The sequence below is a fragment of the Actinomadura sp. 6K520 genome, assembly GCF_004349245.1.
In the GTDB taxonomy this organism is placed as follows: domain Bacteria; phylum Actinomycetota; class Actinomycetes; order Streptosporangiales; family Streptosporangiaceae; genus Spirillospora.
This window is the reverse complement of the sequence record NZ_SMLC01000089.1, coordinates 1-22,475: the sequence shown is the minus strand read 5'-3', so window position 1 is coordinate 22,475 and position 22,475 is coordinate 1. Positions and strand designations below refer to the sequence as shown.

General features: G+C 73.1%; 18 protein-coding genes and 1 riboswitch. Of the genes, 4 read left to right on the top strand and 14 right to left on the bottom strand.

Features of this window, described 5'->3' with window-relative positions; all coding sequences use genetic code 11:
- Positions 1–75 precede the first annotated feature (75 nt).
- From E1289_RS22510 to E1289_RS22460, 11 genes are all read right to left on the bottom strand, one after another.
- Positions 76–1,632: a DUF1996 domain-containing protein gene (locus tag E1289_RS22510; RefSeq protein WP_207929087.1), complete on the bottom strand. Its 1,557-nt coding sequence runs from the start codon at positions 1,630–1,632 to the stop codon at positions 76–78.
- A 35-nt stretch (positions 1,633–1,667) separates the two neighbouring features.
- Entirely contained in the window at positions 1,668–2,300 is a 633-nt protein-coding gene (locus E1289_RS22505; RefSeq protein ID WP_243713075.1) for a DUF4142 domain-containing protein, read from the bottom strand.
- 147 nt (positions 2,301–2,447) lie between these two features.
- Positions 2,448–3,959, bottom strand: a complete 1,512-nt coding sequence (locus tag E1289_RS22500; protein WP_131983291.1) for an NADH-quinone oxidoreductase subunit NuoF family protein — start codon at positions 3,957–3,959, stop codon at positions 2,448–2,450.
- Positions 3,956–4,810 (bottom strand): hypothetical protein, encoded by an 855-nt coding sequence (locus tag E1289_RS22495; RefSeq protein WP_131983289.1) that lies wholly within the window; start codon positions 4,808–4,810, stop codon positions 3,956–3,958. The genes E1289_RS22500 and E1289_RS22495 overlap by 4 nt, the downstream gene beginning before the upstream one ends.
- Positions 4,811–4,817: 7 nt before the next feature.
- Positions 4,818–6,923, bottom strand: coding sequence for a peptidoglycan DD-metalloendopeptidase family protein (locus E1289_RS22490; protein WP_131983287.1), 2,106 nt, complete (start codon positions 6,921–6,923; stop codon positions 4,818–4,820).
- A gap of 852 nt (positions 6,924–7,775) precedes the next feature.
- On the bottom strand, positions 7,776–8,588 hold the full coding sequence (locus E1289_RS22485) for a hypothetical protein (RefSeq protein ID WP_131983285.1): 813 nt from the start codon (positions 8,586–8,588) through the stop codon (positions 7,776–7,778).
- Positions 8,589–8,605: 17 nt separating this feature from the next.
- Entirely contained in the window at positions 8,606–9,733 is a 1,128-nt protein-coding gene (locus E1289_RS22480) for a glycosyltransferase family 4 protein (RefSeq protein WP_131983283.1), read from the bottom strand.
- A 106-nt stretch (positions 9,734–9,839) separates the two neighbouring features.
- The gene (locus tag E1289_RS22475; protein WP_131983281.1) at positions 9,840–11,480 is read right to left on the bottom strand and encodes a ubiquinol-cytochrome c reductase cytochrome b subunit; all 1,641 of its coding nucleotides are present in this window, start codon (positions 11,478–11,480) and stop codon (positions 9,840–9,842) included.
- A complete protein-coding gene (locus E1289_RS22470; protein ID WP_131983279.1) occupies positions 11,477–12,592 on the bottom strand; it encodes a Rieske 2Fe-2S domain-containing protein in 1,116 nt (371 codons plus the stop codon). The genes E1289_RS22475 and E1289_RS22470 overlap by 4 nt, the downstream gene beginning before the upstream one ends.
- Positions 12,589–13,497 (bottom strand): c-type cytochrome, encoded by a 909-nt coding sequence (locus tag E1289_RS22465; protein ID WP_131983277.1) that lies wholly within the window; start codon positions 13,495–13,497, stop codon positions 12,589–12,591. The genes E1289_RS22470 and E1289_RS22465 overlap by 4 nt, the downstream gene beginning before the upstream one ends.
- 52 nt (positions 13,498–13,549) lie before the next feature.
- Complete coding sequence (locus tag E1289_RS22460; RefSeq protein WP_131983275.1) at positions 13,550–14,206, bottom strand: heme-copper oxidase subunit III; 657 nt, start codon at positions 14,204–14,206, stop codon at positions 13,550–13,552.
- 93 nt (positions 14,207–14,299) lie between these two features.
- Between E1289_RS22460 and E1289_RS22455 the strand changes: the two genes are divergently transcribed.
- Positions 14,300–14,722, top strand: coding sequence for a response regulator transcription factor (locus tag E1289_RS22455; protein ID WP_131983273.1), 423 nt, complete (start codon positions 14,300–14,302; stop codon positions 14,720–14,722).
- 44 nt (positions 14,723–14,766) lie between these two features.
- On the top strand, positions 14,767–15,882 hold the full coding sequence (trpD, locus tag E1289_RS22450) for an anthranilate phosphoribosyltransferase (protein WP_131983271.1): 1,116 nt from the start codon (positions 14,767–14,769) through the stop codon (positions 15,880–15,882).
- Positions 15,883–15,912: 30 nt separating this feature from the next.
- Here trpD and E1289_RS22445 read toward each other — a convergent pair whose 3' ends face one another.
- The 3 genes from E1289_RS22445 to E1289_RS22435 are packed head-to-tail and all read right to left on the bottom strand — an operon-like array spanning position 15,913 to position 18,874.
- Positions 15,913–16,200, bottom strand: coding sequence for an Lrp/AsnC ligand binding domain-containing protein (locus E1289_RS22445; protein WP_131983269.1), 288 nt, complete (start codon positions 16,198–16,200; stop codon positions 15,913–15,915).
- Positions 16,201–16,248: 48 nt separating this feature from the next.
- Complete coding sequence (locus E1289_RS22440; RefSeq protein WP_131983267.1) at positions 16,249–16,998, bottom strand: rhomboid family intramembrane serine protease; 750 nt, start codon at positions 16,996–16,998, stop codon at positions 16,249–16,251.
- Between the two features lie 37 nt (positions 16,999–17,035).
- On the bottom strand, positions 17,036–18,874 hold the full coding sequence (locus E1289_RS22435) for a DEDD exonuclease domain-containing protein (protein WP_131983265.1): 1,839 nt from the start codon (positions 18,872–18,874) through the stop codon (positions 17,036–17,038).
- A 55-nt stretch (positions 18,875–18,929) separates the two neighbouring features.
- Here E1289_RS22435 and E1289_RS22430 point away from each other — a divergent pair, with 55 nt between their 5' ends.
- Together E1289_RS22430 and E1289_RS22425 are read left to right on the top strand one after the other, a co-directional pair.
- A complete protein-coding gene (locus E1289_RS22430) occupies positions 18,930–20,456 on the top strand; it encodes an NYN domain-containing protein (RefSeq protein ID WP_243713073.1) in 1,527 nt (508 codons plus the stop codon).
- Between the two features lie 154 nt (positions 20,457–20,610).
- Positions 20,611–21,690, top strand: a complete 1,080-nt coding sequence (locus E1289_RS22425; RefSeq protein ID WP_131983263.1) for a C40 family peptidase — start codon at positions 20,611–20,613, stop codon at positions 21,688–21,690.
- A 507-nt stretch (positions 21,691–22,197) separates the two neighbouring features.
- Positions 22,198–22,397: riboswitch (cyclic di-AMP (ydaO/yuaA leader) on the top strand.
- Positions 22,398–22,475: the final 78 nt, after the last annotated feature.

The following is a 22,475-nucleotide window of genomic DNA, read 5'->3' as shown; positions in this document are numbered from 1 at the left end:
TCGAAACGGCATCCTCACCGGCCGCGCGTCCGGGGTCACCCCAGGGCGGTCCGGGTCACCCGGACGTCGGATGGATCAGTACTGCTGATTCCTGGTGGCGGGCTCCTCCGAGGGAGGAGCGGGCTCCTGGCTCGGGTCGGCGGGCTCCTCGGTGGGAACCGCCGGCTCCTCGGTGGGAGCGGCCGGCTCCTCGGTGGGAGCGGCCGGCTGCTCGGTGGGCTGCCCCTGCCCCTGGCCGCCGCCCTGGCCGCCGCGCCTGCTCTTCCGGCCGTTGATGGTGGTGACGACCTGCTGCATGAGCTCTTCGCCCATCACGTTGATGAAGTCACCGTGATCGGTCACCGGGTCGTGCCCCGACTCGGGGAAGCTGTCCAGCGCGAACGCCAGCGGCTCGGCGGGCACGTCGTAGGTCAGCGTCATCCGCAGCTGCGGCACGGCCTGGGTGCCCTCCGGGCAGGCGCCCGTCCGCTCGTCGGGGAAGGCGACGTGATCGCGGTGGTTGGCGCTGTCGGTGTTCTGGCCGTCCCAGCAGCTCGCGAAGTTCAGCACGCGCGTGACGAGGCTGCCCTCGGGGCACAGCGGGTACCTGTCGGTGAACGCGCGCTCCTCGAAGCCGGTGCACGTCCACTGGGCCTTCGCGTTCTGCAGCCCGTTCGTCACGGCCTTGGCGTCACCGGTGGCCATCCGGAGGAACGGCGGCATCGCGGTGACCCGGCTGCGCGGGTTCCCCAGGAACTCCAGGCGCGCCTCCGTCGGCTCGACGATGCTGCCGATGTTGCCGTCGATCCGGTTCTGCTCGGCGCGGTCCGAGGCGTCCTCGCCCGCACGGAGCCGCAGCACCGGCCAGTAGTACGTGGACTTGTCGCCGCTCTCGCAGGTCGTTCCGGCCGCCGCCAGGGTCTCGTCGGTCGAGAAGGCGTCCGTGTCGAGGTTGCCGACGTAGTCGTGGACGTGGTGGGCGCCGTTCACGACGCCGGGTGCCGCGACCACGTTGTCGGGGTTGCTGTGCGCCTGGCCCTCGTTGGTTCCGCAGTCGCCCACGTTGAACACGCCGGTGGAGCCGCGGCGGGTGGCGCGCGGCCGCCGGACGCGCGGCGCCTGCTGGATGGGGACGTACTGGTCCTCCCTCAGCTCGGGGATCTCGACCTGCTGGTCGTCGCCCTGACCATCACCCTGGTCGTCGCCCTGGCCATCGCCCTGACCGTCGCCTTGGCCGTCACCCTGGTCATTGCCCTGGCCATCGCCCTGACCGTCGCCCTGGTCATTGCCCTGACCATCGCCTTGGTCGTTGCCCTGGCCGTCGCCGGGCTGCTCCCCGTCGCCGGGCTGCTCCCCGTCGCCTGGGGACTGCTGGCCGTCACCGGGCTGCTGCCCGTCACCCGGGGGTGGGGACTGCTGCCCGTCACCTGGGGGTGGGGACTGCTGCCCGTCGCCGGGCTGCTGGCCGCCGCCGTTGGGGTCGCCCGGGTTCTTCACGTCGTCGAGCTGTCCGCCGTCGAGATCAGAACCCGCGGCCGGGGTGCTCTGGCCCGGCTGCGGGCCCGCGGCCCCGCCGGGCGTCACCTGACACGCCGACGTGACGAGGGCGAGCGCCGGGATTATCACGGCGAAGGCTTTTTTCTTACTTCCCATGGAAAGGTACTCCCTTTTGCGGGGTGGGATGTACGTCACTTCAAGGCACGCCTGGGTACCAGGCCGGTGCTCTCCAGCAGCGAGATGTGCGTGTTGACGAACTTCATGGACCGCTCTGCGAACGCCCGGATCTCGGTGTTCTCGGACTGCGCTCGCACCTTGGCGATGACCACGAAGACAGACCCGTGTGCGGCACGCAGCCGATGCACCCAGATCTTGTCGTAATCGGCGCCGTATTTGCCCGACATCTCTCTGAGATAGGCTTTCTGGGTTCCATTGGGCTCGTTCGGCAGGATCACGCCGAGCTTCTGCGCCGTGGCGCGGGCATCGGCGTCCAGTTGCACGTGCTGCTGCCAGATGATCTCGGCGACCTCCCTCACCCGGGGGTTGGTCGCCCGCTGCTGGGCCTGCTGGCCCGCGGGAATCTCCCACAGGCCGGCCTGCCTGACGGCCACGACCAGTTGCCTGTCCAGAGTGCTGAGCCGTCCCCAGCGGGTGTTCACGGTGCCACCGAGGTTCGCCGCGCCACTTGCGGGGACGCCCACCGGGCTCATGATGACCACGAAGGCGGCCCCCACGGCCGCCACGGCCGCCAGAATCAGCAGGGTGCGGCCCATGCGCGGGCGCGACAGCCTGCGTACTTCGGCGATTCCGTAGGATTTCCTCAAGGGAACTCGTTCCTCCTTTCGAGGATCTCTCGACGGACCCGGCGCGGGTTTGGTGGGAGATACGCGCCGCACCGGGTCAGGGGTTCAAACGCCTTCAGCTGATTTCCTCTTTTTTCGCGGCCGTAAATGGGCGCACGGGTGCCGCGGTCAGCGCCGCGACGGCGCGCCGGGAACCCCCTCGACGACGCGCAGCGCCAATGCGGGGCACATCGCGACCGCCTTCTGCACGTCCTTCTCCATCCATGACGGGATGTCGGTGCCGAGCACCACGGGGAAGCCGTACCGGTCGAGCTGGATCAGCTCGGGCACGATGTAGGCGCACAGCCCGTGGCCGTCGCAGCGGCTCCAGTCGATCGCCACCCGGCCCTCCGAGCCGGTGGGGACCGGCAGCGGCAGGACGCCGTAGGTCGACAGGCCGCAGCCGCCGCCCCACCGGTGGGCGTCGATCTCGTCGGCGAACGCCTCCATCGCCGAGAGGACGAACCTCGCCGTCCCGTCCGGATGGTTGCAGGCGCCGCGGCCCCGGCCGATGCCGGCGGCGCGGCGGACGTCCTCCACCGTCCCCGCCCCCTCGGTCAGGGCGTTGAGGGCCCGCACGACGTCGGGCAGCCCGAGCCGGCACGGCCCGCACTGCCCGGCCGACTGCGCGGCCAGATAGGAGGCGATCCGGGTGACCTCGCCGAGCGGGCAGGTGCCCTGGGTGAGCGGCAGGATGATGCCCGCGCCCACCGTCCCGCCGACCCGGCGCATCCCGGCGCGCGACAGCACGGCCCGCGACACCCCGGCCGGGCCGAGCCACATCCCGTGGAAGCCGCCGACGAGCACGCCCGGCGACGGCGGCACCTGGCAGTGGTCGAGCACGGTCTGCAGCGGCGTGCCGAGCGGCGCCTCCACCACCTGGGTCTTGCCGATGGTGAGCATCGTGGTGCCCGGCTCCTCCTCCGTCCCGGCCGAGGCGTACAGGTCGGGGCCGAGGGAGACCAGGACGGCGAGCTGGGCGAACGTCTCGGTGTTGGACAGCAGCGTCGGGTACCCGTCCACGCCGGAGTCGGAGGCGCGGACCTTGACGCCCGGCGGGATCGGCACCTCGCCGTTGATCGCGCGGACCACCGCGCCGCTCTCCCCCGAGATGAACCGATCGGTCAGCCGGACGACCCGCGCCGGCATCCGCCGCTCGCTGATCGCGGCGCGCACCGAGCGGGCCGCCTCGTCGTCCTCGACGGCCACCACGATCCGCTGGGTGCCGAGCGCGGACGCCGCGATCTGGGCGCCGTCGAGGACGAGGTGCGGCGCCCGGCCGAGCAGCACCTTGTCCTTGGAACTGCCGGGCTCGCCCTCGGCGCCGTTCACCACGATGACGACGTCCTCGCAGGAGCCGCGCTCGTTGCCCTTCTCGCCGGGCAGCAGCGCGGTCTGGTCGGAGGTCGGGTAGTTGACCCGCGCCGCCACCGCCATCAGCTTGCGGGCGAACGGGAACCCCGCCCCGCCGCGCCCCCGCAGGTCGACCTGCTCGCACATCTGGACGATGTCGTCGAGTTCCGGCGCGCGGAGCTTGCCGTGCACGGCGAGGTGGCGGTCGAGGTCCAGGCGGTCGAACCGGTCGAACCCGAGCGTCAGCCGGGGACCGCCGATGCCGGAGACGGCGACGGTCGCGGTCATCGGTAGACCTCGGTGTCACGCCCGCCGCCGTACACGGGCATGCCGCGCGGGTCCTGGACGGTGCCGCGCGGGTCGTCGTCGGCGTCGTAGCCGTAGTCGCCGAAGGGGTCGGCCTCCCGCGCGCGGGAGGCCGCGGCGGCGCGGGCCTCCTCGTGCTCCATCGCCGCCATCGCGCGCCGGTCGCGGCGCCGCCCGGCACCGTCCGGCCTGGAGAACGGGCCGATCTCGTCGTCGACGCGGTTCAGCTCGCGCGGCTTGACCACCACGATGATGCGGGTGATCAGGGCGAGGACGACGAACACGACGCTCAGCACGTAGGACAGCACGACCCAGTTCGCCGCGGCCCGGCCTGCGGTCAGGCCGTGCACGATCGCGAACGGCCAGGCGAGGTAGGCCAGGACGTGCACCGACCGCCACATCCAGACCTTGCCGCGGTTCGCGAACCGCGCCCGCAGCAGGCCGCTGACGACGATGACGAGCATCAGGTCGACCGCGATCGTGCCGAGCCCCACCGCCCCGCCGGACGGCACGACGACGTTGATGGGCAGCGCGAGGCCGGCCATCACCTTCACGGCGATGTGCGCGACCAGCATCGCCACCACCACGATCGCGGAGGCGCGGTGCAGGGCCTGCGCGAGGACGCGGTGGCGGATCTTCAGAATGAGGCGGTCGGTGGCCAGCAGTCCGCTCATCACCGCGATGGTCATCGCCACGAGCGCGAACACGCCGGCGAAGAAGTTGAGGAAGTACTGCACGTTCGCGACCGCGACGGCGCCCTGCGGGGTCGCCGCGCCGACGAGCACCAGTATCGCCCCCGCGAGGACGAGACGCAGCGCCCAGGTGGGGACCATGGGATCATCACTGTTGCGAATTCGCACCGCTCTGACTCCTGTTCTGGGTAGCGGCTGCCCCGGGGGCGGGCGTCGAACCGGCGCCGTCGTCCGCCGACGGGGCGGGGGACGGGACCGGCGGCGGAGCGTCGTCCCCGGCGGGGACCGAGCCGAGGTTGGCGATCAGTCCGCCCGGAAGCACCTGGAGGGCGCCGCGCTCGGCGAACCCGAGCAGGGGGTTGGCCCGCTCCCGGAACGTCCAGCCGCCGAGCTGCGCGCCGTCGAGCGGGACCCGTCCGCCGCCGTGCCGGAGCCCGAACCCGACCTCGGCGCGCGGCGAGGCCGCGCCGCCGCAGGGCCGGTCGGTGCCGGCGCGGCCGAGCGGGGCGCCCTGCGAGACGACGGCGCCGTCCCGGACCCGCGGCACGTTCTGCAGGCGGTAGTAGGTGGTGGCGACCCCGCTGGCGTGGACGACCATGACCATCGCGCGCCCGGCCGAGTCGGAGCAGAAGCGGTAGAGGTGCCCGCTGCCCGCCGCGAGGACGCGCCCGTTGCCGCCCGAGAACGCCAGCGTGCCCAGCGGGCGCGCGGAACCCTCCGAGGTCGTCATCTGCCACGCCTGACCGGTCTTGAACGGCAGCATCAGCCGGTCGCCGGCCCGGGTGCCGTTGACGAGGGCGGTGGCCTGCTCGGCGGTGACCGCGCCGTACCGGCGCAGGGCGGTCACCTCCGCCGCCGCCATGACGTTCGCCGGGACGGCGCCGAGGACGGTGGTGAAGGCGCTGCTGCCGGAAAGGCCGACCTGCCACTCCTCGCCCGTCCAGCGCGCCGCGTAGAACGCGACCTCCGGCGCCGCGGAGCTGCCCGTCGGGACGGGGATCGCGACGGTGCCGAACGCCCACGTCTTGTCGGCGCTCGTCCGGGTCAGGTCGACGATCGGCCTGCCGCCCGCCGGCGCGCCGTACGCCTGCTGGGCGGCGGCGCCGCGCTCGTCGATGGTCAGCTTGCGCACCTGCGCGGAGAGCACCGCCAGGTTCGGGGCGGCGGCCCGGTTCGCGGGGGCTCCGGCCTGGCCGCCTGGCTGCTGCGGCGACTGCGGCTGCTGCTGTGCGGGGTTCCCGCCCGGTTCGGCCGGGACGAGGGCGCGCTCCGAGCCGGCGGGGTCGGACGTCCCGCCGATGGGCCCGCCCTCCAGCAGCGCCCGCTCCGCGATGCCGAGCAGGGACAGCCCGACGGCGGTGGACAGCACGATCGCGCCGATGCTCATGCGGTCGGCGGGGCCGCGCCCGCGCCGCGGCTTCGCCTTCGGCCCGGGACGCGGCGGGGAGGGCCGCCGCGCCTGCGGGGCGGCCGGGGGACGCGCCGCGGGACGCGGCCGTGCCGGGCGCTCCGCCGCACGCTGCCGGGAGGGCCGCGGCGGCCGCCCGCCGCGCGGCTGGAACTCGCGCGACCGGTCCCGGCCGGGCGCGGTGCCCTCGGCCCGCGCGTCGAACCGCTCGAACCGCTGCCCGGTGCCCTGGTTGCGGGCGTCGAACGACCGCGTCCGGGCGTCGGGCTCGCCGGTGTTCCACGGCGCGGCCTGCCGCGTGCGGGCGTCGGGCGGCTCGTTCCGCGCCCCGAACCGCGTGCGCGCGTCCGGCGCGCTGGGCGCGCCGAACTTCGTCCGGGCGTCCGCGGGGTCGTTGCGGACCCCGTACTGCCGCGTCCGCGCGTCGGCGGGCTCGTTGCGGGCGTCGAAGGGCCGCGTCCGCGCGTCGGGCCGGTCGCTCTGCGGCGGCCGGTTCCGCGGTGCGGGCGGGCGTGCTCGCGCCTCGAACCGGTCGCCCTCTGCCGAGGACGGCCTGTTGCGCGCGCCGAACTGGTCCTCCGCACGCCGCTGGGACCGCTTCGCGCGGGCCTCGTGCCGCTTCATCTCGCGGCGGCTCGGCCCGCGGGTCCCGCGCCGCCCGCGTTCGGTCCCGTCGGGCTGCTCCGACCACCAGGACCCTTCGGGCCACTGCGGCAGCGGCTTCGGCTCGCCGGGCCGCGCCCCCGTGCGGGGCTCAGGCCTCGACGAGGGACGCGCGGGGGTTTCCTCCCACGGTGAAGCATGCGTGTTGTTCCGGGACGCATGCCCGATATCGCGTCGCGCCATGCCCTCTCCTGTGGAGGAGACGGAGGGCTCGGCGAACGCCGGTTCGGCTCCGGACCGCCCGGCTCGTCACCCGGCGGCCTTCCTGCTGAGACAGTTGGGGATCGCGGCGTGGGAGCCCGCTCGCTCCCACCGCGTTCCCCGGACGGATCCTAGTGAACCCGCTCGATCACTCAGGGAGCATACGCCCCCTGAGTCGCTCAGATGTGCGTTGGTACCAAAAAATCCGTTCAGACCTTATCCCGCGGCCATTCCACTCTCCACTCCAGTACGTGCGAACGCCCCCGAGGCGTTCAGCGCTCCCGGCGATCGATCCCGGCCCGTGTCCTGCGGGACGCGCTCCGAGGGCACCGCGGTGGCGGGCTTAGTGACGACTGATCCATCCCTTAAGCGCGCTTTAACGGGGGTGCCGGCGCGGCCGACGGCCCCTAGCTTCGGATGTGTCCACGACCGCGGACGCGCACGGCGGCAGGAGGTGCCCGGATGAATCGATCACCGCGACAGGGATCAACCCACCGGGGCCGCCCGCCCGTCCACCGCGCCCGCGGCCGGGCACCGGCGGGCCCGAACCCCACGGTGCCGGATGCCGGGGCCGTGCCCCGCGCTCCCGTCCACGCGAACTCGATCCGGCCGTTGAAGCCGCCCCGCATGGCGCGCCCGTCTCCAGGTTCCTCCCCCAGGGCGCCGGGCTGGCCGCACCGGATCGCACCACCCTCGGCAGGGGCGTTCGCGTGGAACTGGTCTCGGGAGCGGGGCACGGCCCCAACCGAACGCCGATGTCCGGGAGGGACCGCGCCTACGGCGCGGGGGCGCGGGTCCCCTCCCGGGCACCGGTGCGGCTGACGCGTCCAGGGGCTAACGCGTCCAGGGCAGGCGGACGGCCTCGAGCTCCGGGTCGGCGAGCACGGCCTCGACGAGCGCGGCCGGGCCGACGACCTTCGTCCCCCACAGGTCCCAGTCGCAGTAGACGACCCACGAGCGGTCCTCGGCCCAAAGGTCGGACGGGCAGCTCGACATGGCCGGATGGTCGTACAGGGCGGCCGCGTCACCGAGCCGCCCGGCGAAGACCGTCTCGTCCTCCCAGTCGGCGGTGATGAGCGGGCAGTAGTACGCCAGGCAGCGGGTTCCGGCGCCGGACGGGCTGTGCCGCAGCAGCACCCCGATCAGCCGGTACCAGCTCTCCCGGTCGAGGCAGCCCTCCGCGGGCGGCTGGATCGCCGCCGACCAGCTCCCGGCCGGATGCCCCTGCCGCAGGCAGCGGTTGCCGGGCAGCTCCCCCTCCGGGACGACCGGCTCGCCGAACCCCCGCGCGAGCTCCCGCCAGCGCAGCCGCCGCCAGCCGGTGCCCGGATGACCGCTGCGGCCGAGGTCGGTGCCGGTGACGATAGCGCCCTCCAGCAGGTCCCCGACGTCCCCGGGCAACTCGCCGGCCGGGTCGGCCAGCGCCGCCGCGGCGTCGGTCAGCCCCGCAGCGGCGACGGACTGGTGGACATCGTCGTGGGTCGTGGTGACAAGCCCCTCCTCCCACGCGTACATGGCGTGGAGGAGCCAGACGGCGTCGGGGCGGCGCGGCGGCTCGAACCCCGAGTAGCAGTGATCGGGGTCCAGGTCGTGCAGCCACCGGGCGGCCTCCCCGGGAACGCGGGCCCATGCGTCCTCGATGTCCATAGCGGCATCCTGCCATCTCAGGGAGTGAGCAGGCCCCCCAGGCGGGCGGCCTGTATCTCCCAGCGCCATTCCCGCTCTACCCAGGCACGACCCTTCTCCCCCATCGCGCGGGCGCGCCCGGGGTCGGCCAGGAGCCCGGCGAGGGCCCCCGCGACACGGGCGACCGAACGCCCCGGGACGACCAGCCCGGTCTCACCGTCCAGGACGGCGTCGGGCGCGCCGCCGGAGTCGCCGGCCACGACCGGCAGCCCCGTCGCCGACGCCTCCAGGTACACGATCCCGAGCCCCTCCACGTCCAGGCCGCGGCGGCGCGTGCGGCACGGCATCGCGAAGACGTCTCCCGCGTCGTAGTGAGCGGGCAGCTCCTCCCACGGGACGCCGCCGGTGAACACGACCGACCCGGCCACGCCGAGCGACGCGGCGAGGCGCTCCAGCCGGTCCCGGTACGGCCCTCCGCCGACGAGCAGCAGCACGGCGTCCGGCACCGTCCGCAGCACGTGCGGCCAGGCGTGGATGAGGGCGTCCTGCCCCTTGCGCGGCACCAGGCGGGACACGCACACGGCCACCGGACGGCCGCCCAGGCGGTGCCGCGCCCGGATCTCCGCACCGCCCGCGCCCGCGCGGAACACCTTCTCATCGACACCGGGAGCGAGCCGGGTCATCCGGGCCGCCGCGTCCGGGGACAGGGCCCTCGCCATCCTCGACCGCGTGTACTCGCCCAGGTAGGTCAGGACGTCCACACCGTCCCCGATGCGCCTCAGGAGGCCGCGCGCCGCCGGCAGCGACGCCCAGCCCGCCTCATGCCCGTGCGTGACGCCGACCAGCCGCCCGGCGCCGCGCCGCCGCAGCGCCGGGGCCAGCAGCCCCAGCGGCGCCGCCGCGCCGAACACCACCGAGTCGCAGCCCTCCGCGCGCAGCACCTCGCCCGCCCGGCGCAGCACGCCCGGCTCCGGCAGCATCAGCGAACCCGGATGGCGGACGACGGGGAACGGCTGCGCCGCGTCGAACTCCGCGGCGCCCTCCCAGTCCGGGGCGTACACGACGACCGAGCCGGGCGGGCGCCGCAGCGCGAGGCCGTGCACGAACGCCTGGATGCCGCCCGGCCGGGGCGGGAAGTCGTTGGTGACGAAGAGGGTCCTGGTCATCGTCCGGTCAGCATACGGACCCGGCGCGGCACCGGCCCTGGCGGGCACGGGAAGGGCCCGGCGCCGCGGATGCGGTGCCGGGCCCCTCGACGGCCTGGGTCACAGGTCAGCGCTTGGCCTCCCGCGACTCCGCGGAACCCTCGATCGCCTTCTGCTCGCCCTCGCCGTGCTCACCGTTCCCGTGCTCCTCGATGGGGACGTCATCGAGGGTCCACGCGCGGTTGAGCCGCGAGCGCAGGTGCCCGACCGGGCCCTTGGCGGCGGGGATGCCCGCCGCGTCCCGGTCCGGCGCCGCGGGCCGGGCGGTCTCCTTGGACAGCATGACGTGCCGCTCCGCCTCGCGCGCCGGCTCGTGCCGCTCGGAGAACCGGCCCTCCGGCGACATGACGATCACACCGCTCTCCACACCGTGCGCGACGGACTCGGCGTCCTTGCGCTGCAGGCCGATGCAGACCCGCTTCGTGATGACGTACGCCAGGACCGGGCCCACGAAGAACGCGACGCGGAAGAACCACGTCGTGGCGAACAGCGAGATGTGGAACCGCTCGGCGATGATGTCGTTCGCGCCGGCGATCCACAGCAGCCCGTAGAACGTCACCGCGGCCATGCCGACCGCGGTGCGGACCGGGGCGTTGCGCGGCCGGTCGTTGACGTGGTGCTGCCGCTTGTCGCCGGTCACCCACGCCTCGACGAACGGCCACACCGCCGCGCCCGTCATGATGATGCCGAGCGGCAGCAGCGCCGGGATCAGCACGCTCAGGCTGACCGTGTGGCCCCAGGCGTTGATCTCCCAGGCCGGCATGATGCGCAGCGAGCCTTCGAGGAAGCCCATGTACCAGTCCGGCTGGGAGCCGGACGAGATGGCTCCCGGGTCGTACGGGCCGTACAGCCAGACCGGGTTGATCTGGAGGAACGCCCCGAACAGCGCCGCGACACCGAAGACGAACAGGAAGTAGGCGCCCGTCTTGGCCATGAACACGGGGTAGAAGGGGTAGCCGTACACCTTCTTCTCGGTCTGGTTCTGCACCGGCATCGCGGTGTGCTTCTGATGCCACATGATCATCAGGTGCGCGGTGACCAGGCCGAGCAGCAGTGCCGGGATCAGCAGGATGTGCAGCATGTACAGCCGCGGGATGATGTCCTGGCCGGGGAACTCGCCGCCGAACAGGAACATGTAGATGTAGGTCCCGACGACGGGGATCGACTCCGCGACGCCCTGGGTGATCCGCAGCCCGGTGCCGGACAGCAGGTCGTCCGGCAGCGAGTAGCCGAACAGGCCCTCCAGGATGCCCAGGGTGAACATGGCGAGGCCGATGAGCCAGTTCAGCTCGCGCGGCTTGCGGTAGGCGCCGGTGAAGAACACCCGCAGCATGTGCGCCAGGATCGACGCCATGAACAGGATCGCCGACCAGTGGTGGATCTGCCGCATCAGCAGCCCGCCGCGGACGTCGAAGCTGATGTGCAGCGTCGAGGCGTACGCCTCCGACATCGCCACGCCCTGCAGGTTCGTGTACGAGCCGTCGTACACGACCTCCAGCATGCTCGGCTTGAACCAGAACGTCAGGTAGACGCCGGTCAGCAGCAGCACGATGAAGGAGTACAGGGCGATCTCGCCCAGCATGAACGACCAGTGGTCGGGGAAGACCTTCTTGACGTTCCGCCCGAAGAACGTCGTCGACCCGAGACGTTCGTCGACGAAGCCGAGCGTGCCCTCGACGGCCTTGGGCGGAGCCGTGGTCTCGCTCATCCGCGCTCCCAGAAGCTCGGTCCGACGGGCTCTTGGTAGTCAGCCGTCGCGATGAGATAACCGTCCTCGACCGACAGCGGAAGCTGCGGCAGCGGCCTGGCCGCCGGGCCGAAGATGACCTTCGCCGCGTCCGTGGCGTCGAAGGTGGACTGATGGCACGGGCAGAGGATGTGGTGCGTGGTCTGCTCGTACAGGGCCGCCGGGCAGCCCACGTGCGTGCACACCTTCGAGTACGCCACGGTCCCGTTGACGTGCCAGTTGCCGCGGCCAGGGGCGGGCTTGAACTCCGCCGCGGGCACGTTGATGAGGATCGTGACCGCCTTCGCGGCCTCCGTGAGCAGCTCCTCGTGCGGAACGTGCTCCTCCATGCCCTCGGGCAGCACGGTGATCATGCTGCCGGGGGCGGCAAAGTCGCTGACCCGCAGCGGCTTGTTGGTGCCGTCCACGACCAGGCGGACGCCCCGCTTGCCCTCCGACTTCGCGCGCTCCACGGCCGCGGCCCAGTAGGTGCTGCGCAGCTTCTTCTCCGGCAGCGGGCCGAGGTCGCGCAGCAGCACCAGCGGGGCCAGCCCGAGCGGCGCGGCGGCGAGCAGCAGCGTGCGGCGCAGCAGCGGCCGCTTGGTGATGCCGCTGTCCTCGGCGCCCTCCACGAAGTCCCTGGCGAAGGTCGCCCGGGTCTCCTCGTCGGCGGCCAGCTCGTGGCGCTCCTGGACGATCGGCTTGCTGGTCATCAGCCGCCGCACCCAGATCGTCACGCCGATGGCCATCGCGAGGAACGCGACCGCCATCGTCCCGCCGAGCCAGAAGTTGCTCTCGCGGGCGTCCCCGACGCCGTGCATGCCGCCGTCGCGGCCGCTCCAGCCGATGAAGTACGCGATGAACGTCACGCTGGCGGCGAACGCGAGCAGGAACAGCGACGCCACGATCCGCTCGGCCCGCTTGGCCGACGCCTCGTCGAGCTGGTCGCCGGCGCCCGCGGGCGCCGAGATGTCGTCCTCGGCGAGCAGTGCCTTGTCCCGGGCCGGCGACGGCGTGCCGATCACGCGTTCGCGCCGGGCGCCCTCGTCCCGCGGGTCCGTCGAGCCCGCGGTCTCCTTGTTCTCGTCGCTCATGACTTCTTCAGCTTCTTCGGCTTCTTCGCGGTGATCCACATCGCCGCCAGGATCAGCAGGCCGAGCCCGACCAGCCAGCCGACCAGGCCCTCGCTCACCGGGCCGATGCGGCCGAGGCCGTTACCGCCCGGGTTCGGCTCGTTGCGCACCTCGACCAGGTAGGCGATGATCGCCTGCTTGTCCTTCGGCGTGAGCGTGCTGTCGTTGAACACCGGCATCGCCTGCGGGCCGGTCAGCATCGCCTCGTACATCTGGGTGGGCGTGACGTCCCCGGTCAGCGGGGGCGCGTACTTTCCGCCGGTCAGCGCGCCGCCCTGCCCGGTGAAGTTGTGGCACTGCGCGCAGTTGGTGCGGAACAGCTTGCCGCCCAGCGCGACGTCCCCGCCCTCGGGGTCCACGGCCGAGGCCGGCGGGACCTCAGGACCGCCGCCCAGCGACTGGATGTAGGCCCGCAGGTCCACGACGTTCTTCTGCGCCTGCGCCAGCTGCTCCTCGGCCTGCCGCCGCCGCTCCGGGTCCTCGTAGTCGGTCTTGATCGAGGTGTCGAAGGCGGGGATCGGGTCCTTGCGCGGAACCTGGGCGCCGGGGTTCATCGCGGGCATGCGGCCCGTGGTGATCTGGAAGTCGACGGACGCGGCGCCCACGCCGATCAGGCTGGGGGCGATCGGGTTGCCGTCGGCGTCCTTGGTGCCCTCGGCGTTCTGCCCGTGGCAGCTCGCGCAGTTCTTGATGAACAGCTCCCGGCCGTTCTCCAGGTCCGGCGCGGCCTGGGCGCTGCTATGCGCCTCGGCGCGGTCGGTCTGCGGCGAGAAGCCGGCGTAGACGACGCCGATCGCCGCCAGGGCCGCCAGCACGACGGCGTAGCCCGCCCACGGGCGCCGTCGCCATGCGGTGATCCTTTTCACGGAAATCCCCGTTCGGGTCATGTCTTCTAGTGGGTCAGGGTCGTCGGGCCGGTCACACGTCGAGGAGGTAGACGGCCGCGAACAGGCCGATCCAGACCACGTCGACGAAGTGCCAGTAGTAGGACACGACGATCGCGCTCGTCGCCTGCTCGTGGGTCCACCGTTTCGCCGCGTACGTGCGCCCGAGGATGAACAGGAAGGCCACGAGGCCGCCGACGACGTGCAGGCCGTGGAAGCCGGTCGCCAGGTAGAAGACCGAGCCGTAGGCCGAGGACGCGAAGGTCAGTCCCTCGTGGGTGACGAGGTTGTAGTACTCGTATCCCTGGCCGGCCACGAAGTAGGAGCCCATGAGGAACGTGAGCACGTACCACTCGCGCAGGCCCCAGCGCCGGAAGTTCAATATGCCGCCGTCGCGGCCCACCTTGCCGGCCTCGGCCTTGAACACGCCGATCTGGCAGGTCACCGAGGAGAGGACCAGGACCGTCGTGTTGACGGCCGACAGGGGCAGGTCCAGATGGGCGCCCGGCCACGCGTCATCCCCATGCTGGCCGATCGTCACGGAGCGGATCGTGAAGAACATCGCGAACAGCGCCGCGAAGAACATCAGCTCGGACGACAGCCAGACGATGGTCCCCACGCTGGTCACATTGGGACGGTTCGCCCGAACGTGAGGTGTTGTCTCTATCGCGGAAGCTGTCACGGGCGCCATTATTGCGCCCCTGTCCCGCGAGTGACGCAGGACCCCCCTCGTAGGGTTCCCGAGCGTGTCCGCGGAGCCCCCGACCCGGTAACCTTCACGTCCATGAGCACCGCCCCGGAGAGCCCGATGAAGGTCCTCGTCTACAGCGACGACGCCCATACCCGCGAACAGATCCGCATGGCGATCGGGCGCCGCCCCGCCGCCGGCCTCCCCAAGGTCGAGTTCGTCGAGCGGGCGACGCAGCCCGCCGTCGTCGAGCGGCTCGACGAGGGGGACATCGACGTCCTCGTCGTGGACGGCGAGGCGCAGCCCGCGGGCGGACTCGGCGTCTGCCGCCAGGCCAAGGACGAGGTGTACGACTGCCCGCCCGTCCTCGCCGTCATCGGCCGCCGCGACGACGGCTGGCTCGCGACGTGGTCGCGCGCCGACGCCGTGGTGAGCCTGCCGCTCGACCCGGTCGCGGTCGCGAACGCGCTCGCCGGCCTCATGCGCAAGCGCATCGAGACCCGCCTCCCCGTCCTGTAGACCCGGTCCGCCAACCCGCCGACGCCGTAGGGACCACGCCTTCCATGCACCGGCCTTCCGACCACCGGCCCTCCGACAGCCGGCCCTCCGACCACGGGCCCTCCGACCACGGGGACGCGCGCACCACCTGGCCCGCGCTCCTCAACGCGCTGCTCGCGGGCGCCTCGCTGTCCAGCGAGGAGACCTCCTGGGCGATGAACAGCATCATGGCCGGGGAGGCCACCGACGTGCAGATCGCGGGCTTCGCCGTCGCGCTGCGCGCCAAGGGCGAAACGGTCGAGGAGGTCACCGGCCTCGCCGACGGCATGATGGACAACGCCACCCCCGTGGACGTCCCGGGCCCGATCGCCGACCTCGTCGGGACGGGCGGCGACCGCGCCCACACCGTCAACATCTCCACGATGGCCGCCGTGGTCGCCGCCGCCGCGGGCGTCCGGGTCGTCAAGCACGGCAACCGGGCGGCGTCGTCGTCGTGCGGCGCCGCGGACCTGCTGGAGAACCTCGGCGTCGCCATCGACCTGTCCCCCGGCGCCACCGCGCGGGTCGCCGACGAGCTCGGCATCACGTTCTGCTTCGCGCCGCTGTACCACCCGGCCCTGAGGCACGCGGCTCGGACGCGCAGCGAACTCGGCACGCCGACCGTCTTCAACTTCCTCGGCCCGCTCACCAACCCGGCCCGCCCCACCGCCCAGGCCGTCGGGGTCTTCCACCCGCGGATGGCGGGCGTCGTCGCCGGCGTGTTCGCCGCCCGCGGCTGCTCCTCGCTGGTGTTCCGCGGCGACGACGGCCTGGACGAGCTGACGACCACCGGCACCTCGACGGTGTGGGTCGTCCGCGACGGCACCGCGACCGAGACGACGTTCGACCCGTCCGACCTCGGCATCCCGCCCGCCAAGCCGGAGGACCTGCGCGGCGCCGACGCCGAGTTCAACGGCCGGGTGGCCCGCGAGACGTTCGCGGGGCGGCAGGGCCCCGTCCGCGACATGGTGCTGCTGAACGCCGCCGCGCTCATCACGGCCTACGACGGCACCCCCGGACCGGACGCGCTCACCCGGGCCCTGCACGACGCCTACGAGCGCGCCGCGGTCGCCGTCGACTCCGGGGCGGCGAGCACGCTCCTCGACCGCTGGGTCGAGGTGTCCCAGCGCCTGCGCGGCTGATCCCGCGGCTTCACCCGCCCCCCGGCGCCGTCAGTCGGCGTCGGGGAGGCCGAGGGCGAAGGCCTGTTCCAGGTCGTGCTGGGAGTAGGTGCGGAACGCGATGTGCGTTTCGGTGCCCAGGACGCCTGGGACCTTGTTGAGGCGGCCCGGGATCACGTCGTTCAGTTCCTCGTGCCGTCCCACCCGGACCATCGCCATGAGGTCGTGCTCACCCGTGATGGAGTAGACCTCGCTCACGCCGTCCAGGGCGGCGATCGTCTCGGCCACCTCGTGGATGAGCGCGACGTCGGCCTTGACGAACACGATGGCAGTGACCACTTCACCCTCCCCCTGCGATTGCGACGCTCCGACCCTACCGGGCGCCGGTCAGCCGCGGCTCAGCGCGACGAGGTGGCCCGCCGGGCCGGCGCGGCGGGCGGCCAGCGCGAACACCACGCCGGCGACGAAGCCGTAGATGTGCGCGGTGTAGGCGACGTTGCTCTGCTCGTCGCCGAGCGACAGCCACTGCAGGACGAACCAGTACCCGAGGACGACCCACACCGGCAGCCGGATCACGATGATCGGCGGCACGAAGCTGACGATGCGTCCCCGCGGGTTGAGGATCACGTAGGCGCCCATCACGCCCGCGATGGCGCCGGACGCGCCGATGAGCGGGACGAGGGAGTCCGGCGACGTCCAGGCGAAGCCGTAGACGGCCACCAGCCCGAAGGCCAGGTAGCTGAGCAGGTAGCGCCATCGTCCGAGCCGGTCCTCGACGCCCATGCCGACCACGAACAGCGCGACCAGGTTGCCGAGCAGGTGCAGCGCCCCCGAGTGCAGGAACATCGAGGTGAACGCCGACGTCCAGGGGGCCTTGCCGAAGCCGGCCGGGCCGCAGGAGCGCACGATCTCCGCCGGGATCGGCTGCTGGTCGCCGGTCGTCAGCTCCTTGGGGACGGCGCCGTACTCGTAGGTGAAGTGCGCCGCGTTGCACTCGCGGACCCGGTCCTCGCCGTACCAGGCGGCGAAGTTCGACATGGGGGTGATCAGGAACACCACGACGTTGGCCGCGACCAGCAGGTACGTCACCCAGGGGACGCGCCGGGCGGGCTGGCTGTCGTAGAGGGGCAGTGCCATGCAGGGGTCGTCCTATCCGCGCTCCGGGTTCCACCCGTCACCTTAGCGGGCGCACACCCCTCGGACGGGACGCCTCGCGCCGCTCGTACGCCCTGTCGCGGCCCCGGTCGTGGGTGCGCTCGTAGGCGCGGTCGATGAACGCGCGCAGGCCCTCGGCGCCGTGCGCGGGACACGTCCAGGCGCCGTCGACCTCGACCAGCCGGACGCCGGGCAGGTCGAGCCAGCGCAGCACGCACTCCATCTCCTCGGCCGTGGCGCCCGCCGACGGCGGCTCGCCGAGGGCGACACCGCCGGGCGCCTCGCCCGCGGGCGGGAAGACCGTCTCGGCGGTGGCGACGAGCGCGTCGACGTAGGGCCGGGGGTGCGCGCGGGGCGGGACGGTGCCGGCGGCGGCGAGCCTGCCGTAGCGCACAACCGCCAGCTCCCAGCCGCCGTCGAAGCCGGGCCGGGCGGCGACCAGCTCGGGCAGCCGGGCCAGCGCGGCGAGGCGCTGCCCGCGCGCCGCGGCCCGGACGAACGCGGCCAGCCGGTCGCGCTGGGCGGCGGCCTCCTCGTAGCGCAGTTCGGAGGCGAGCCGGTCGATGCGCACCTGCGCGGCGGCCACGACGGGCCGCACGTCGCCCTCCATGACCGAACGGGCCGTCCCGACGTGGACGGCGTAGGCGTCCGGGGACTCGCGGCCGTCGCAGGGCGCGCCGCAGCGGCCGATCTCGGCGAGCGCGCACGCGCGGGCCCGGCCGCGCTCGACCAGCCGGAGCGTCAGCCGCTGGGTGCATTGACGCAGCGGGACGGCCTCGTGCAGTGCCGCACGTGCTTCTTCCGCCTGGCGGCGCGACGAGATGGGCCCGAGGTAGCGGGCGCCGTCGGTGCGGCACTCGCGCACGATGGACAGGCGCGGGAACGGCTCCACGGTCAGCTTCAGCCAGATGGCGCGCTCGGGGAACTTGGAGCGGCGGTTGTAGCGCGGCTTGTGCTCGGCGATCAGCCGCAGTTCGCGGACCTCGGCCTCCAGCCCGGTGGCGCACTCGATCGTGCGGACGTTCTCGGCGAGGCCGACCATCTCGCGGACGCGCCCCCGCGTCTCCGAGCCGGTGAAGTAGCTGCGCACGCGGGAGCGCAGGTCGCCGCTCTTGCCGACGTAGAGGACCTCGCCGGAGGCGTCCTCGAAGAGGTAGACGCCGGGCGTGCTCGGGACGCCGTCGGCCAGGTGGCGCTTGCGGCGCTGCTCCGGCGTGGGGGCCTTGGCGAAGCCGCGCATCTCCTCGAACGAGGTGACGTTGAACGAGCCGAGCCGCTCGATGAGCCCGTGCAGGACCTCCACGGTGGCGCGGGCGTCGGCCAGCGCGCGGTGCGTCGGCTCGGTGGAGGTGCGGAAGAAGCGGGCGAGGGTGCCGAGCTTGCAGTTGGGCACCTCCTCCCTGGACAGGACGCGGCGGGCGAGGTCGACGGTGTCGACGACGGGGAACGCGGGCCAGGCGTAGCCGTGCTCCGCGCAGGCGGCCTTGAGGAAGCCGATGTCGAACGAGGCGTTGTGCGCGACGAGCACGCAGCCGCGCGCGAACTCCAGGAACGCGGGCAGCACCGACTCGATGCGCGGCGCGGCCGACACCATCGCCGTGGTGATGCCGGTCAGCGCCGTGATGAACGGCGGGACGGGCCCGCCCGGGTCGACCAGGGTGCCGAGTTCGCCGAGGTCCTCGCCGCCGCGGACCTTGACCGCGCCGATCTCGGTGATGGCCGAGTCGGCGGCCGAGCCGCCCGTGGTCTCCAGGTCGACCACCACGAAGGTGACCTCGGACAGCGGTGTGCCCAGGTCGTCGAGGGTGCCCTGCACACCGGCGGGGACACCGGCCGGGACACCGTGCGCAGCCGTCATGAGCGCGACCGTAGAGGACGCCACCGACAGAACCCCGGCCCGCTAGGGTTGGAGGGTGCCGGCACGTCCCGTCCGGGCGGGGGCCGCGGGACGGCTGGGAGAGCCCGGCGCGATCCGTCCGGTCACGCGTTCGCCCTGGTTAGGCGTGGGCGGCTCGGGAAGACACAGCCCACCGGCGGCGAAGCCCGGAAGGAGCGGGATCATCGACAACGGCCCCGGAGCGACGCCCGGCGACGAACGCGCGGCCGGGGCGGCCGCCCCGCCTCCCGGGGAGGAGCGCCTGAGCCGGCCGCTCCCCGGAGCCGTGCGGCAGCACGTGGTCGAGGTCGCCGCCGAGCTGATCGGGGTGCTCCCCGCCGACGACGTCCCCGGCCCGCTGCGCCGCTTCGCGCGGTTCGAGCGCCGCAAGCGCGCGAAGCTGGCCGGGCAGCACATCGCCGCGGTGCTGGAGAAGGACGACGGCTTCCGGCGCCGCGTCGCCGCGGCGCTGCGCGAGACGCAGGCCGACCTGGTGGAGGCGGTCGAGGGCGGGGACGTACCGCCCGCCGCCGATCCGGTGCGGGTGGCCGTGCTGGCCTACCTACTGCGCCCCGAGGGGTGGACGGAGCTCGTGGAGGCCGCCCGCGAGGAGCTGGAACGCTCCGCGAGCGCGTCCGAGGAGGAGCACGCCGCCCGCCGCGTCGCCGCGCTCAAGGACGAGCTGGCCGCTGCCCGGACGGCCCGCGCCGCGGAGGTGGACCGGCTGCGCGCCGAGCTGCGCGAGAGCAAGGCCGAGGTGGCCGAGCTGCGCCGCAAGCTGCACGAGGCGCGCACCAGGTACCGGGCGGCGGAGGAGCGGGCCGGCGCGGCCGCGCGGGAGGCCGAGCGGGAGCTGGCGGCGGCGCGCGAGTCGACCGCCGCGTCGGAGAAGGAGCTGCGCAGGCTGCGCGCCCGCGCGGCGCAGGCCGAGGCCGCGGCGGAGAACGCCAAGCGGGCCGCGCGCGAGGGGCGCAACGTCGACGACGTGCGGCTGCGGATGCTGCTCGACACGCTGCAGGACGCGGCGCAGGGCGTCCGCCGGGAGCTGGCGCTGCCGTCGACCATCGGCCGGCCGGCCGACGCGGTCGGCGGGCTGGAGCCCGACCGGACGGCGCACCGCGCGCTGCCCGGCCGCGCGCTGTCCGACAGCGACCCGCAGCTGCTCGACCGCCTGCTCACCCTGCCGCGGGTGCATCTTGTCGTGGACGGTTACAACGTCACCAAGACCGGGTACGGGGAACTGCCGCTGGCGGACCAGCGCAGCCGGCTGCTGTCGGGGCTCGGCGGGCTGGCGGCACAGACCCGCGCCGAGATCACCTGCGTGTTCGACGGCGCGGAGCTGGACGCACCGGTCGCCATCGCGGCGCCGCGCGGCGTGCGGGTGCTGTTCAGCCGCCCCGGGCAGACCGCCGACGAGCTGATCGGCGACCTGGTGCGGGCGGAGCCGCCGGGCCGCTCGGTCGTGGTGGTGTCGGCGGACCGCGAGGTGGCCGACGCGGCGCGCCGCGCCAGCGCCCGGCCGTGCCCGTCGACGCTGCTGCTGCGCCGTCTCGGCCGGGCGTGAGCCCCGTCCATAAGGACCCCATAAGGCTGTCATAAGGGAATCCTCGCGGTCTGTGATCTTGCAGCCACGGAAAGTGGACGTTGCCCAAGTAAGTCGACTAAAGAATGATGAACCGGTTGTGACGGTTGTTGCGCCTCGCTAATGTCATCGCCTGATGTCGAGGACGAGAGAGGCGAAACCGACCGTGGCCAATGATCGCATCGGGGAAACGGCGCACGAGCGCGACCGGCGAGGCGGGTCGGCGCGCAGAGGCGCCTCCCGCCGCCTGGCGGCCGTCGCGAGTCTGACCCTGGCGGTCTCCCTCGCGGCTCCTCCGATGGCTGCGCACGCCGACCCGCAGCCGACCAGGGCGCAGGTCCAGAAGAAGCTCGACAAGCTCGCCGAGCAGATGTCCCACAAGGTCGAGCAGTACAACCAGCTCGACGAGAAGCTCAAGATCGCCAAGAAGAAGTACCAGACGGCGCTCAAGTCGAGCAAGCAGGAGCAGTCGGCCTTCGAGGAGCAGCGCTCCAGGATCGCCCAGATGGCGGCGGACGCCTACAAGAACGGCGACACCAACGGCGTGACCGGCTTCGTCGGCAGCAACGACCCGCAGGCGATCCTGGACCAGGCCGCGGTGTTCTCGCACCTGTCGCAGGAGCGCAGCTCCCAGCTCACCCAGTTCCTCGCGACCGCCCAGCGGCTCCGCCGCGAGGAGGCGCAGGCCAAGGCGTCCTACGAGGACGTGAAGGCCAAGACGAAGGAGCTGCGGGACCAGAAGCAGAAGCTCGACAAGGAGGTCGCCAAGCAGAAGGCGCTGCTGCGGCGGCTCGGCGGGACGACGCCGTCCTCCGGCGGCGGCTCGGGCGGCGTCGGCGGCAGCTACAACGGCCCGGCCAGCGGCTCGGCCCGCAAGGCGCTCGACTTCGCCTACGCCCAGCTCGGCAAGCCGTACCAGTACGGCGCCGAGGGCCCGAACTCCTACGACTGCTCCGGCCTGACCATGAAGGCGTGGGCCGCGGCGGGCGTCAGCATCACCCGTACCACGCACACGCAGTGGGCGGCGACCAGGCGGGTGGACAAGAGCAACCTCCAGCCCGGTGACCTGGTGTTCTTCAGCGGCCTCGGCCACATGGGCATGTACGTCGGCAACGGCCAGATGATCCATGCGCCGCGCACCGGGAAGAACGTCGAGGTCGTGAGCATCACCTCGGGGTACTACCTCAGCAACTACTACGGCGCCGGGCGCGTCTGAGGCCCTCGCCCCGGGGCGCCCCACGGGGGTCGCACCGAGGCACTTCATCAACGGACCAGGTCTTGACCTGGTCCGTTGATGATTTTGGGGGGGTTTGCGTTCTATTGGGGCTTTGGTACCTTTGCACCACTCACGGCGCCCGCCAGACGCCGGAGTCCCGCGGCGCCCACCCGGCGCCACGGCCCCACGCGGCACATCCAGCTGCCGCGTGACGGCGGCGCGCGCCACGTGCCGCTCCCCCTCCCGGCGGCGCGATCCACGCGTCGCTCCCGGCACCCACGGTGCCGCGGCGGGCCTCCAGGCAGGCCCGGCCCGGCCCGGCTCCACCGTGCGCACGCCCCAGCGGGCATGGCGCTGAGCGCGCTGCGACGGCGGACATCGCGGGTCAGGCATGGACGGTTCCCGGACGAACGGGCCGCCGTCCGCACGACACCCACAACACAGGCGCCGCTCTTTCGCACGCGGGAGACAGGTCCCGCGCACGGGCCCCATCACGCCCCCAGGATCGCAGCGGCAGCGCCGAATCCGCCGACGCGCGGAACCGGGGACCCATATCCGCCGGAGTCCAGGGCTCGCTCCTGGACGGGCATTCCGGCACCCGGGGTGAATCGGCGCGTCTCTCCCGGACGACCGGTGAGAGCCGCCGTAGGGCCACTTCCACGCCCGAACCCGTCAGCTAACCCGGTAGGCGTCTTGGAAGAAGAGGAGTGAATCCCGCAGCGTGATCCGGGCGTGGTCGCCCCGTGCGGCCACGCCCGCACCTTCCCCCTTCCCTCCGCACGGGG

Bases quoted from the DNA above. Each gene is read 5' to 3' on its own strand.
- trpD (WP_131983271.1), top strand. From the start codon at position 14,767: ATGCACCGGCCTTCCGACCACCGGCCCTCCGACAGCCGGCCCTCCGAC.
- E1289_RS22500 (WP_131983291.1), bottom strand. From the start codon at position 3,959: ATGACCGCGACCGTCGCCGTCTCCGGCATCGGCGGTCCCCGGCTGACG.
- E1289_RS22490 (WP_131983287.1), bottom strand. From the start codon at position 6,923: ATGGCGCGACGCGATATCGGGCATGCGTCCCGGAACAACACGCATGCT.
- E1289_RS22435 (WP_131983265.1), bottom strand. From the start codon at position 18,874: ATGACGGCTGCGCACGGTGTCCCGGCCGGTGTCCCCGCCGGTGTGCAG.
- E1289_RS22425 (WP_131983263.1), top strand. From the start codon at position 20,611: ATGTCGAGGACGAGAGAGGCGAAACCGACCGTGGCCAATGATCGCATC.
- E1289_RS22460 (WP_131983275.1), bottom strand. From the start codon at position 14,206: ATGGCGCCCGTGACAGCTTCCGCGATAGAGACAACACCTCACGTTCGG.
- E1289_RS22495 (WP_131983289.1), bottom strand. From the start codon at position 4,810: ATGGTCCCCACCTGGGCGCTGCGTCTCGTCCTCGCGGGGGCGATACTG.
- E1289_RS22470 (WP_131983279.1), bottom strand. From the start codon at position 12,592: ATGAGCGACGAGAACAAGGAGACCGCGGGCTCGACGGACCCGCGGGAC.
- E1289_RS22480 (WP_131983283.1), bottom strand. From the start codon at position 9,733: ATGACCAGGACCCTCTTCGTCACCAACGACTTCCCGCCCCGGCCGGGC.
- E1289_RS22510 (WP_207929087.1), bottom strand. From the start codon at position 1,632: ATGGGAAGTAAGAAAAAAGCCTTCGCCGTGATAATCCCGGCGCTCGCC.
- E1289_RS22455 (WP_131983273.1), top strand. From the start codon at position 14,300: ATGAGCACCGCCCCGGAGAGCCCGATGAAGGTCCTCGTCTACAGCGAC.
- E1289_RS22475 (WP_131983281.1), bottom strand. From the start codon at position 11,480: ATGAGCGAGACCACGGCTCCGCCCAAGGCCGTCGAGGGCACGCTCGGC.
- E1289_RS22440 (WP_131983267.1), bottom strand. From the start codon at position 16,998: ATGGCACTGCCCCTCTACGACAGCCAGCCCGCCCGGCGCGTCCCCTGG.
- E1289_RS22485 (WP_131983285.1), bottom strand. From the start codon at position 8,588: ATGGACATCGAGGACGCATGGGCCCGCGTTCCCGGGGAGGCCGCCCGG.